The organism is Citrobacter sp. Cpo100 (genome assembly GCF_030332595.1).
Lineage (GTDB): Bacteria > Pseudomonadota > Gammaproteobacteria > Enterobacterales > Enterobacteriaceae > Citrobacter > Citrobacter portucalensis.
The window spans coordinates 26,053-38,680 of sequence record NZ_JAOWHM010000025.1; the positions used below are offsets into that span (position 1 = coordinate 26,053).

Genomic DNA, 12,628 nt, shown 5'->3' on the forward strand with positions numbered 1-12,628 from the left:
TAGCCCCACGCCAGAGGGAAAGCGTTAACGCTGAGGAATAATTAAGTCGCCGCGCAGCACGTACGACCCCAGCACGCTCTGGGTTTTCTCGTTGAGCCAACTGACGATCCGCGCCGCCATGGCGTCCATGGAATATTCAATCGCCGGGATCGTAGGGATTCCCGGCAGATGCAGCGAACCGGCCAGGCTAAAGACCATAATGTCTTGCGGTACTGATTTATTAAACGCCTGCAACTGCGGGATCACCCGCTGTGCCTGCTGTTCATCCGCCACCAGCAGCGCGTTAAAATTCAGCGTCGACGCGTTGTTCAGCAGCTCCTGCAAGGCCACTGACGATGACGTTGCAGCCATAAATACCAGGTTACGGTTAAACGGCAGGAAGTTTTTTTCCAGCGCGTGTTTATAGCCCAACAGCACCTGATCGGAGAAACCCATCCCGTCCGGATGAATTAAAGCAATCTGGCGTCGGTTCTGACTTATCAGGTAGTTACAGGCGGTTTCGGTAGCGAACTCATGATCGAACTGGATGCTGTTGACGTCATCGCCGGAATCCAGACAATCCACCAGAATGACATTCTCCTGATTGATGTTCAGCGGAAAACGCGCGCCAATAATCAGGACGTCATCGCACAAGCCGCAGCTTAATTCATCAAGAGCGCTCATGACTTCCGCTTTGGTATTGGCAAAACGCAGTAGCAGGTGCTTTTGATGCTGGCTAAGATGCTTTTCCAGCGCGTAGAGATAACCCGTGGTCTGATTAATGTTGTCCTGCGCGCATATCACGCCGATACAGCCCGTAGACTGGCTGAGTAGCGACTGCGCAATCACGTTCGGACGATAATTGAGTTCATCCACCGCTTTCAACACGGCGAGGCGGCTGGCCTCTTTTACGCCACGCGATCCGCTCAACACGCGTGACACAGTGGCTTTTGACACGCCAGCCAAACGCGATACATCGTTGATAGTAGACATCATTCTCCCCTGACAGGACCCGCCTGGCCCTTTCCATCCTGAATTTAACATTGGCTCAAATAATCACCATCCGCAGTATAGCTGTTTCCGTTTTTCATGGAAACCGATTTTCCATTTGGACTCAAAAAGAGATCTTCACAGCTAATTTCGTGAGCTAAATCCAAATAATTAGCCTTATAAGAATAAGATTTTGATGGCCGTCACAGTTCTGTTTCCCATGAATGGAAACCGGTTTCCGTATGATATCAAATCAGACTCGCAATAAGTTTTTACATTTAAAGGATGGTTCACTATGTTCAGGATTATGTTGTGTTGTTCGGCAGGGATGTCCACCAGCTTGCTGGTTCGCAAAATGGTTGAAGAGGCAGAGTCTCGCGGATTGCCTGTGAAGATTGAGGCCTACGGTGTTTCCGAATTTGACATTCAGTTTCCAAATTACCAGGTGGTGCTACTCGGCCCCCAGGTAAAGTACATGCTTAATACGCTCTCCGAAAAGGCTGCCACCCAGGGTATACCCGTAAAAGCCATAGATATGATGGATTACGGTATGCAACGCGGTGACAAAGTGCTGGATTATGCTCTGTCGCTGATTGAAGCGACACACTAGAAAGGTGTCATTATGAGTTCGTTATATCAGTCAATGGTTGCCGTCATTGAACAATCCATCACCCCGCTCGCTGGCAAGTTAGGGCAGCAGAAGTATGTGATTGCAATTCGTGACGGTTTTACGGCGGCGCTGCCGTTTATGATCATCGGCTCCTTCATGCTGGTGTTTATTTTTCCGCCGTTCTCTGCCGATACTACCAACAGCTTTGCCCGGGGCTGGCTCGATTTCTCGGCAACTTATCGTGAACAGCTGATGCTGCCGTTTAACCTCAGCATGGGTGTTATGACGTTCTTTATCTCCGTGGGCATTGGTGCCAGCCTGGGCCGTCAGTTTAACCTCGATCCGGTGATGTCTGGCCTGCTGGCCTTTATGGCGTTTTTACTGGTTGCTGCGCCCTATGCCGACGGTAAAATCTCGACGCAGTATCTTTCCGGTCAGGGTATCTTTACCGCCCTCATCACCGCCATTTACTCCACCCGTATATATGCATGGCTGAAGCAGAATAACGTGACAATCCGCCTGCCGAAGGAAGTCCCGACCGGCGTCGCACGTTCATTCGAGATCCTCATTCCGGTACTGGTGGTGATTGCGACCCTGCATCCGCTGAACCTGTTTATCGAAGCACAAACCGGGATGATCATCCCGCAGGCGATTATGCACCTGCTGGAGCCGCTGGTTTCCGCTTCTGACTCACTGCCCGCTATTCTGCTTTCTGTGCTGTTGTGCCAGATTTTCTGGTTTGCCGGCATTCACGGCTCATTGATCGTAACCGGCATCATGAACCCATTCTGGATGGCGAACCTGTCCGCTAACCAGGCCGCTCTGGCAGCGGGCGCTGCGCTGCCCCATGTCTATCTGCAAGGTTTCTGGGATCACTACCTGCTGATTGGCGGCGTCGGTTCAACTTTACCGCTGGCATTCCTGCTGCTGCGCAGTCGCGTCGCCCATCTGCGTACTATCGGCAAAATGGGAATTGTGCCTAGTTTCTTTAATATCAATGAGCCTATTCTGTTTGGTGCGCCAATCATCATGAACCCGATGTTGTTCATCCCGTTTGTCTGCGTCCCGCTGGTTAACGCCGTGCTGGCCTATAGCGCCACCAAACTCGGCTGGCTGGCACAGGTTGTTTCATTGACGCCGTGGACTACGCCTGCGCCAATCGGTGCTTCCTGGGCCGCAAACTGGGCATTAAGTCCGGTGGTGATGTGCTTTATCTGTATGGCGATGTCAGCGCTGATGTACCTTCCATTCCTGCGTGCTTACGAACGTTCTTTGCTGAAAACCGAAGAGCAAAAAGCACAGGATGCCGTCTCCGTGGCGAACGCTGCCCGTAGCAACTCATAATGAATCAAGGAGTCAGAACAATGAGATACCGTTTTCCTGAAAACTTCTGGTGGGGCAGTGCCTGCTCAGCGCTGCAAACCGAAGGGGATAGCCTGAACGGCGGCAAAAGCCAGACCACGTGGGACGTGTGGTTCGACCGTCAGCCAGGTCGTTTCCATCAGGGAGTTGGCCCGGCAACTACCTCGACCTTTTATCAGCACTGGAAACAGGACATCGCACTGCTCAAACGGCTGAAGCACAACAGCTTCCGTACGTCTCTGAGCTGGTCGCGCCTGATTCCGGACGGTACCGGCGAGGTTAATCCTGAAGCCGTCGAGTTCTATAACAACGTCATCGACGAGCTGCTGGCACAAGGCATTACGCCATTTATCACCCTGTTCCATTTCGACATGCCGATGGTGATGCAGGAGAAAGGTGGCTGGGAAAACCGTGAAGTGGTCGAGGCGTTTGGCCGCTATGCACAAACGTGTTTTACATTGTTCGGCAACCGGGTTAAGCACTGGTTTACCTTTAACGAGCCAATTGTCCCGGTTGAAGGCGGCTATCTGTATGACTTCCATTACCCTAATGTGGTGGATTTCAAACGTGCAGCAACCGTGGCGTATCACACCGTACTGGCGCATTCGACGGCGGTTCGGGCATATCGTGCCGCAAACCATGACGGTGAAATCGGCGTGGTGCTGAATTTAACGCCTTCCTACCCGCGCTCACAAAATCCGGCGGATGTAAAAGCCGCACACTATGCGGATCTGCTGTTTAACCGCAGCTTCCTCGACCCGGTGCTGAAGGGTGAATATCCGGCGGATCTGGTTGAACTGCTGAAAGAGTATGATCAGTTACCAACATGCCAGCCAGGCGACAGCCAGTTAATCGCCGAGGGCAAAATCGACCTGCTCGGCATCAACTACTATCAGCCGCGTCGCGTGAAATGTCGTGATAGCGCCGTCAACCCGGATGCACCGTTTATGCCGGAGTGGCTGTTTGATTATTACGAAATGCCGGGGCGGAAAATGAACCCCTACCGTGGCTGGGAAATTTATGAGCCGGGTATTTACGATATTATTACCAATCTGCGTGATAATTATGGCAACCCGCGCTGTTTTATTTCTGAAAACGGTATGGGTGTCGAGAATGAGCAGCGTTTTATTCAGCAAGAGCAAATCAACGACAGCTACCGTATTGAATTTGTTTCTGAGCATCTTAAATGGCTACATAAAGGAATTAGCGAAGGCTGTAATTGTCTTGGCTACCATATGTGGACCTTTATTGATAACTGGTCATGGCTTAACGGTTATAAAAACCGCTACGGCTTTGTTCAGTTAGATTTAGCAACGCAAAAACGTACGGTGAAAAAAAGCGGCGAATGGTTTGCCCAGACCGCCGAAAATAACGGATTCGATTAGGAAGAGAACAACATGATTGCATTAGAAGAAGCAGTAATGGAAATCATCGTCAATGCCGGGCAATCCCGCAGTCTGTGCTTTGAAGCGCTGCATGCCGCGCGCGCCGGCAATATTGACGAGGCAAAAAGCCTGCTTCGTGAGGCTGACGGTTACGCCCGTCAGGCTCATCACATGCAAACCAAATTGATCGAACAGGACGCCGGGGAAGCCCGGCAACCAATGACATTAATTATGGTGCATGCGCAGGATCACTTAATGACGTCGTTATTAGCCCGCGAACTGTCAGAAGAAATTATTCATCTGTATCAGCGTTAATCGTTAATTAAACATTCAACAACGGAGAAAGCATTACGATTAAATAAAGCAGCCCTGTACCCGTTATTAAATAGACAAATCAACTTGTTTTGGTGATAGCAAATTAAACCGAGACGGGATGGTTATTATCTTAAAATAAATTAATGCACACGCTTATTCAGAATGCTCTGCGCAAACTGAAGGGTAAAGTGTCGATGAGATAACCATGAACATGATAAAAAAACTTCCAGTCACGCTGGCGGTCGTCGCCGCGCTGTGCCCAATTTCTGTCCTCGCACAGGAATTCACACAAGAACAAATCGATGCCATCGTTGCCAAAGCCGTCGATAAAGCGCTGGCTGAGCGTCAGGCAAAAATGGACGCCGCCGTGGCGAAAAAAACCGATGTCATTAACGAGCCGCAAAGCGCGGCGCAATCGCCGGATATGGCTATTCCGTTCGGTGTGAAATTCAGCGGCTATGCGCGTTACGGCGCGCATTTCCAGAGCGGCGATCAGAAATACGTTGGCGTTGATGGCTCCTACAACGGTGCTTCCGCTATCGGTCGCCTGGGTAACGAAGGCAACGGCGGCGAGTTCCAGCTCTCAAAAGCGTTCAAAAGCGATAACGGCGCCATCTGGGACATCAACGTGATGATCGACCACTGGGGCGACGAAGTTAACATGAAAAAAGCCTACGCGGGCGTCACCAACGTACTGGAATCCAATCCCAACGCCTATATCTGGGCAGGCCGCGACTTCCACCAGCGTCCGCAACAGGGTATCAACGACTACTTCTGGATGAACCACGACGGCCAGGGCGCCGGGGTGAAGAACTTCGACATCGGCGGCGTACAGTTTGATGTCGCCACCGTTGCCGCAGTTGAATCGTGCAGCCCGGAAGTGATGGAAGACGAAGCCAACCCATCGCGTATTACCTGTACCGGCGGTTCCGGTACCGGCGATAAAGGCAACTACGCTGTGACGTCAAAAATTCACAATATGAAAGTGGGCCCGCTGGATCTGGAGATCTACGCCAACTACGGTTTTGACTCCAAAGCCGTCGAGAGCGATGACCGCCTGAAAGCCTGGCAGGGCGCATTCGTGCTGAGCCACACCAACGACAGCGGCGTGAATAAAGTGATTGCCCGTTATTCTGATAACTCCGACAACAGCGTCTATAACAAAACCGACGACCTGACTACGGTTTACGCCAGCTTCGAGGGAAGTCATAAGTTTACCCGCCAGGCGCAGGTGGAATACCTGTTAGCGTTCCATGATTACGACAACAGCACCGATAAGAGCGATAACCGTAAGAACTACGGCGCGATTGTGCGTCCAATGTACTTCTGGAACGACGTTCACTCCACCTGGCTGGAAGCGGGCTATCAGCGCGTAGATTACGACAACGGCGGGGATAACCACGGCTGGAAACTGACGCTGTCGCAGAACATGTCAATCGCCATGGGACCGGAGTTCCGCCCGATGCTGCGCTTCTACGTCACCGGCGGCAAGGTGGATAACGATCGCACCGCGCGGGTCAACGGCACGCAGGATGAAACGCTGGACGACTTTAACCTTGGTGCCATGTGGGAAGCATGGTTCTGATCAGTGAGTCGTGAAGTGCCGGATACGGCGAGAACGCCTTATCCGGCGAACAACACCGAGATTATTGCATAGCTTTTATGCGAACTTTCGCTGCCACCAAAAGCGCCGTCAGCAGCATCAGGCTGCCGGAAAGCATCAGGGGCGACAGCAGTCCGAGGGTATCGAGCGCATAGCCTCCCACCGCTGCCCCGCAGGTATTGGCAAGCTGGATCACGGCGACCTGGACGGATCCGGCTTTTTCTGCCTGATCGGCAAGCGAACGGGTGATCCACGTCGACCAGCCGACCGGTACCAGCGCAAACAACAGCCCCCAAATAATCGCAATACCCGCCGCGACCACTTTGTCGCTGCCCCATAGGATCAGGACCAGCGCACTGAGCGCCAGCACCAGTGGCGCACCGGCTAACGCCAGTTTGACCGAACGCTTCAAAATCATCGACGAGAACGACGTACCAACGAAACTGGCAATACCGAAGCTCAGCAGCACCAGCGTCAGGCCATCAACGTCAAAGCCCGCCAGATTCATATAGATCGGGCGAATATAGGTAAAGAAGGCGAACTGACCAGCAAAGGACATGAAGATGGCAATCATCCCGGCCATCACCCCTGGACGCTGCAACAGGCTGAACATGTTTTGTTTCTGATGCGAAGGTTCACCAGGCAGCGAAGGCAACGCTCTCACCACCCAAATCGTGCACAGCACGCCCATTACCGCCGCCGCATTAAACACGTTACGCCAGCCGATAATGCCGCCCAAAAAGCTCCCCAGCGGCGCGGCAATTACCAGCGCGATGGAGACCGCGCCAAAAATAACCGACAGCGCTTTCGGCACCGTACGTGCAGGAACCAGACGCATGGTCAGCGACGCCGACATCGCCCAGAAGCCGCCAAGCGCCAGACCGAGGCAGGCGCGGCCAACGAGCAGCAGCGAAAAAGAATTGGCAAAGGAAACCAGCAGACAGGAAAGCGTCAGTAGCACCGAAAACAGGATCACCACATAGCGACGATCGGTCGCCTGAATAATTTGCGTCACAAACAGGCTGGCGAACATGGCGACAAATGCCGTCACGGTCACCGATTGCCCGGCCACGCCTTCAGAAATCCCCAAATCCTGCGCCATCGGCGTTAACAGGCTAACGGGGAGAAATTCAACGGTTATCAGGCAGGCAACGCAGAACGCCACGGCAAATACCGCCGACCAGTTAGGTCGGGAATTTGCCTCAGCGCGGGATTTTTGTTCAACAGCTTCACTCATTTTGTTACCTGCGTGGGGTTATTGTAGAAAAGTTACGCAGTGTAACATTAAATTTGTGACGTAATTAACGTTTTGACAACTATTCACCAGAGATCGGCTGCGCCTTATCCGGCCCAGGACAGAGAGCCCTTTCTGGCTCAATTAAGCGTCACGCGCAGCCCGGGCCAGGCCGGTTATCCACTCCTGGTGACCGTTGATCATCGGATTGGGCAGCGTACGTGCCAGTTCTTGTGCCGGAACGCCAATTTGTGATTCCTGGGTCAGAATACGTACGCGCCCGCCGGGTAAATCCTCAAAGAGCCAGGCGTGGATCACATCCAGACGTGTAGTGGCGTCGCCTTCCGCCCAGCCATGCCAGGCAACACGCGCGGCCAGGCCGTCAACCGGCGGCACATACTCAGTGATTTGCGCTTCGATGGGGAAACCAAAAGTCGTAAAACGAAAACGGGCATCCATGCTTAACAATGGACCGGAACCGTCGTGAAAACGGATATCCGCCACGTTGCTGTAATACGTCGGCCAGCGCGTTGTGTCATTAAGCTGTGCCCAGACGGCACGGGCGCTCAGTCCGGCAACGATAATTTCATTTGAGGCAAAGTTATCAGTCGTCCCCGGCAGATACGCTGCGGGCCAGATAATTGCACTTTGTTGAGTCGCTTGATTCATGATGTACCTCGTCGTGTGAGTTAACGAGGTACATCATGCTTTCGCGTAAGATATAAAGATAATGACGATTCAAAATAGTCGTCATCATAAATTTTGATATCAGTGCAGCCAGTGCACGCCATCCTCGGGCTGGAAAAAGGCGTTATAGCGCATCTGGAACGCATTAAGCTCCTGCATATCCGGCTCCATCTCGCGCAGAAAACCGAGCGCCAGACGCACCTGCGCGTCGGTAATCGGTGCAGCCAGCCGGGCTTTTTGCAGCCAGCGGTGCCATTGCAACAAGTTCTGCTCACTGCCGTCGACAATAACGATTTGCCAGATCAACAGCACCTGGGCAGCATTTTGTAGATGCGATTCATCAGGACGGTGGAGGTACTGTAAAAAAGCCTCACCCTGTACTTTTCCCATCTGATCGATCATCGATTCTACCGGCACGACATCAATGTTCAGCCGCTCGCTCAGACGGCGAATTGCCCGCCGCGACCCGGACGTTAGCACCCGAAATCCCACCACAAAAACAACCACCAGCGTGGCCAGCATTATCCAAATCATGCGCACATCCATTACCAGACAGGACGCCCATCATAGCGGCAAATTCACCTCTGTCGACGACTGAACGTGTCATAATGTGACTTATCGAACTCGCAGGCAGACATCATGAAATCTGATATCAGAACGCTCGATCTCAATCTGTTAAAAACGCTGGATGCCCTGCTGGATGAACGCAGCGTAACCCGGGCGGCGCAGCGGCTGTCGCTCACTCAGCCTGCGGTAAGCGGTATGCTCAACCGCCTGCGCGACTATTTTGACGATCCGCTGTTTAGTCGCACACCGCATGGCATTGTTCCGACGCTGCGTGCCCAACAGTTGGCCGCCCCGGTCAAACAGATCCTCAGCGATATCGATATCCTGCTTAAACCGACACAATTTGACCCGCTCACCGCAGCGCTCACCTTTACCGTCGCCGCTACGGATTACGCGCTCAAAGCGGTTATCGTGCCATTTATTGCCGCGCTTCGCGTGCGCGCACCGGGCATTCGTGTACGAGTGATCCCGGTTGAGCCAGTGCTGCTCACCACACAGTTTGAGCAGGGGAAAATCGACCTGGCATTGCTGACGCCGGATTCCACGCCCGACAACCTGCATAGCCGGGCGTTATATGATGAAGAGTACGTTTGTCTCATGCGTCATGCGCATCCTGATGCGGGGCAACCGCTGACGCTCGATCGCTTCTGCGCGCTGGAGCATGTGCTGGTTTCTTATGAGGGTGAAAGTTTCTGGGGCGTCACCGATGAGGCACTGGCAAGCGTCGGACGCCAACGGCAGATTGGTTTGTCGGTTAGCAGCTTCCTGGTTTTGCCGGACATCCTCGCCATCAGCGATATGATTGCCGTTGTTCCTGCCCGTCTGGCGTATGACGACACCCGTATGCACGTTTTACCGCCCCCGCTGCCCATAACCGGTTTTACAAAAAGCATGGCCTGGCATGAACGCACGCACCGCGATGCCGCTCATCAGTGGCTGCGCAATCTGGTACATGAAACCAGCCAGTTTAGAGCATAAAAAAGCCCGCCATTAAGGCGGGCAAACGTTACCAATGCACACTTAACTCAAGCAACTTTCAATTGTTGAATCTTTTTCTCGCGGCGAATTTTACGTTCTTCAAACACGGCCACGATGGCCATCAGGCAGATACAGCCAATGGCGGCGGTATCCAGCGCAGCAAAGGTGCCTGCCCAGCCGGTCAGCCCGAAAATCGGCGTGCCGTCGGCAATCATCCCCAGACCGAGCTTGGCGAAGCTGTCACCAATCAGATAAGCGAAAGTGCCTTTAATCCCATCGGCTGCGCCGATCGCTTTTTTCGGCACAAATCCGACTGCCGCAACGCCGATTAACAACTGCGGGCCAAACACCAGGAAGCCCAGCGCAAACAGCGAAGCCAGATAAACGTACTGGTTGCTGGCGTGCTGATAAACGCCCAGGGTGGCGATAATCAACGCCAGCGCTACACAGGCCACCAGCGCACGACGACCGTTCGCCAGGTCAGAGAGCCAGCCCCACAGCAGCGTACCGACCAACGCGCCCACTTCGAACAGGGTAAAGCCCTGAATCGCCACTTCTTTGGAAAGCTTCAGCTCCTGGAAGGCGTAGACTGTGGACCACTGGTCGATACCGATTCGCACTACGTACAGGAAGATGTTCGAGAAACATAACAGCCAGATCACTTTGTTTTTCAGCACGTACTCAACAAAGATCTGCCATTTGGTCATCTCGTTTTCTTCGGTTTCTTTGTCTTCTTCGCTGATCTCCTCACCGAACAGCTCTTCGGCTTTACCGAGGCCATAAGATTCCGGGGAGTCGCTGCCGTAGCGCAGGCCGATAAAGCCAACAATCAGAGCAATAATCGACGGGAAGATAAACATACCGATGACGTGACCGTCGAACAGATAGTTAGCGCCAAACAGCGCCACGCCCGCCGCACCCGCACCGCCGAGGTTGTGGGAGATATTCCACATGCCGAGGTAGGAACCCCGCTTGCGACGCGGCGTCCATTTAGTAATGGTGGAATAGCTACATGAGCCGCCAGTACTCTGGAAGAAACCGCTCAGCGCGTAGAAAGCGATCATCAAAAACAGGCTGGTTGAACCCGCGCCCATGCTGGCGCTAAAGCCAAGCATACAGATGGCGGAGAGGATCAGCATAAACGGCAGAAACTGCTTGGTGTTTTTGCCATCCGCGTAGTAGGAAACCAGCGTTTTACCCACGCCGTAGGTGATGGAGAAGCCCAGGCCAATCATCCCCAGCTGCGTCATGCTCAGCCCGTAGGTGGAGATCATGTCGTTCTGCGCGATGTTGAAGTTTTTGCGGATCAGGTACATGGTCAGGTAGCCGATAAAGACCACCAGATAGGACTGCATGAATGGTTTGAACCACATTTTGCGCCGCACATCGAGCGGCAGATCCAGGGTCGGCTTGCGCACCTGGTTTAGAAAGGCCAGCATTTGACACTCCCGAGCTAATTTTTATACCTGCGAATGGCAGGCATTGTAAAAATCAGCCGGAAGACGCGCCTGAGACAGCGTCCAGGTGAAACCGGGAAAATTTCTTAGTTTTGCTCCACTCGGGGCAAAAAGGTGAGGTACATCACGCTTCGTTGAGTTCGCGCGGAGCCTGGGCGTTTAAAAACGGCAGCAGCAGCAGCGCGGAAATTCCCGCCGCAATAGCGATCACCACAAAGAATCCGGTCCAGTGCCAGACCTCCATCACCTTCGCCAGCGGCCAGCCGGAGAGCGATGCCCCCAGATAAGCAAACAGCCCGACAAATCCGGTTGCCGCGCCCGCCGCCTCTTTGTGCGAACACTCCGCCGCCGCCATGCCGATCAGCATCTGCGGGCCGAAGACGAAGAATCCGGTGGTGAAGAAGCACGCGGCCTGCATCACATAGCTGGCGAACGGCATTAGCCACAGCGAGCCAACGGAGAGCAAAATTCCGGCGGCGAAAATCAGGTTCATTGGACCGCGGTTGCCGTTAAACAGCTTGTCCGAGCCCCAGCCCGCGACCAACGCGCCGATGAAGCCGCCCAGTTCGAACATGGTCACGGCGGTATTGGCAGTGACCAAATCAACGCCAAGTGTCTCCGACATATACAGATTGCCCCAGTCGTTAATCGCGGCACGGACCACGTACACCAGCACATAACACAGTGACAGCAGCCAGATATAAGGATTCAGTAGCACATAACGGGTGAGGATCTCTTTGCGGCTTAGCCCAGCGCCTTCCTGCTGTTGGGCAATTTCCAGTTCATCATGCCGCCAGTCGCCAATTGGCGGCAGACCAATCGCCTGCGGCCTGTCGCGCAGCCGCCAGCAGAGAAAAATCCCCACCACAATCGCCAACAGCCCGGCGATCATCATCCCGGCGCGCCAGCCGTAGTGCAGCGCTGTCGCCGCCATCACGATAGGGATCAGCGCCCCGCCGACGTTGTGCGCGGTGTTCCACAGCGCCCACCAGCCGCCGCGTTCAGTACGCGAATACCACGCGGTCAATAAACGTGCGCAGACCGGCGATCCCCAGCCCTGGAAAAAGGCGTTCAGCGCCCACAGCACCGCAAAGGCCCATAGCGAGGTGGAGAATCCAAACAGAATGTTAACCACGCCGGTGGCAATCAGTCCGATGCCCATAAAATAGCGAGCGTTGGATCGGTCGCTGACGATACCGGAAACAAACTTCGACAGGCCGTAGGTGATGTAAAACAGCGTCGCCAGCAGCCCAATGTCGCTGCGAGTCAGCACGCCGCTGGTGAGGATATCCGGTACGGCGGCATTGAAGCTCTTGCGTGTGAAATAGAACAGCGCGTAGCCGAGCCAGATGGTGGTCAGGATATGCCGCCGCCAGTAGCGGTAGAGGGCATCCACTTCACGCTTATCAGTAATGAGCGGCGCACTGGCCGGAGCTTTTAAAAACGAAAACATGACCGCGC

12 protein-coding genes are annotated in these 12,628 nt (G+C 53.8%); 6 read left to right on the top strand and 6 right to left on the bottom strand.

Annotation, left to right across the window (positions count from 1 at the left end):
* Window positions 1-24: 24 nt before the first annotated feature.
* Window positions 25-972 (bottom strand): LacI family DNA-binding transcriptional regulator, encoded by a 948-nt coding sequence (locus OGX96_RS03065; protein ID WP_032941556.1) that lies wholly within the window; start codon window positions 970-972, stop codon window positions 25-27.
* A 292-nt stretch (window positions 973-1,264) separates the two neighbouring features.
* Here OGX96_RS03065 and OGX96_RS03070 point away from each other — a divergent pair, with 292 nt between their 5' ends.
* From OGX96_RS03070 to OGX96_RS03090, 5 genes are all read left to right on the top strand, one after another.
* A complete protein-coding gene (locus OGX96_RS03070) occupies window positions 1,265-1,579 on the top strand; it encodes a PTS sugar transporter subunit IIB (RefSeq protein WP_008786511.1) in 315 nt (104 codons plus the stop codon).
* 12 nt (window positions 1,580-1,591) lie between these two features.
* Window positions 1,592-2,923 (top strand): PTS cellobiose transporter subunit IIC, encoded by a 1,332-nt coding sequence (locus OGX96_RS03075; protein WP_008786512.1) that lies wholly within the window; start codon window positions 1,592-1,594, stop codon window positions 2,921-2,923.
* A gap of 20 nt (window positions 2,924-2,943) precedes the next feature.
* Complete coding sequence (gene gmuD, locus OGX96_RS03080) at window positions 2,944-4,326, top strand: 6-phospho-beta-glucosidase GmuD (protein WP_174770901.1); 1,383 nt, start codon at window positions 2,944-2,946, stop codon at window positions 4,324-4,326.
* Window positions 4,327-4,338: 12 nt separating this feature from the next.
* Window positions 4,339-4,641 carry a PTS lactose/cellobiose transporter subunit IIA gene (locus OGX96_RS03085; RefSeq protein WP_008786514.1) on the top strand — a complete coding sequence of 101 codons (303 nt, stop codon included), beginning with the start codon at window positions 4,339-4,341 and terminating at the stop codon, window positions 4,639-4,641.
* Between the two features lie 205 nt (window positions 4,642-4,846).
* The gene (locus OGX96_RS03090) at window positions 4,847-6,226 is read left to right on the top strand and encodes a carbohydrate porin (protein ID WP_286582237.1); all 1,380 of its coding nucleotides are present in this window, start codon (window positions 4,847-4,849) and stop codon (window positions 6,224-6,226) included.
* A gap of 61 nt (window positions 6,227-6,287) precedes the next feature.
* On the opposite strand, the gene nepI is transcribed toward OGX96_RS03090, so the two are convergent.
* From nepI to OGX96_RS03105, 3 genes are all read right to left on the bottom strand, one after another.
* Window positions 6,288-7,481: a purine ribonucleoside efflux pump NepI gene (gene nepI / locus OGX96_RS03095; RefSeq protein ID WP_235126091.1), complete on the bottom strand. Its 1,194-nt coding sequence runs from the start codon at window positions 7,479-7,481 to the stop codon at window positions 6,288-6,290.
* 141 nt (window positions 7,482-7,622) lie between these two features.
* Complete coding sequence (locus OGX96_RS03100) at window positions 7,623-8,147, bottom strand: SRPBCC domain-containing protein (RefSeq protein ID WP_153687843.1); 525 nt, start codon at window positions 8,145-8,147, stop codon at window positions 7,623-7,625.
* Between the two features lie 99 nt (window positions 8,148-8,246).
* Complete coding sequence (locus OGX96_RS03105; protein ID WP_003827141.1) at window positions 8,247-8,699, bottom strand: DUF1198 family protein; 453 nt, start codon at window positions 8,697-8,699, stop codon at window positions 8,247-8,249.
* Between the two features lie 105 nt (window positions 8,700-8,804).
* Between OGX96_RS03105 and OGX96_RS03110 the strand changes: the two genes are divergently transcribed.
* Window positions 8,805-9,710: a LysR family transcriptional regulator gene (locus OGX96_RS03110; RefSeq protein ID WP_048227350.1), complete on the top strand. Its 906-nt coding sequence runs from the start codon at window positions 8,805-8,807 to the stop codon at window positions 9,708-9,710.
* A gap of 47 nt (window positions 9,711-9,757) precedes the next feature.
* Here OGX96_RS03110 and uhpT read toward each other — a convergent pair whose 3' ends face one another.
* The gene (uhpT, locus tag OGX96_RS03115; RefSeq protein ID WP_003023929.1) at window positions 9,758-11,149 is read right to left on the bottom strand and encodes a hexose-6-phosphate:phosphate antiporter UhpT; all 1,392 of its coding nucleotides are present in this window, start codon (window positions 11,147-11,149) and stop codon (window positions 9,758-9,760) included.
* Between the two features lie 142 nt (window positions 11,150-11,291).
* Entirely contained in the window at window positions 11,292-12,620 is a 1,329-nt protein-coding gene (locus tag OGX96_RS03120) for an MFS transporter (protein ID WP_008786521.1), read from the bottom strand.
* Window positions 12,621-12,628 lie beyond the last annotated feature (8 nt).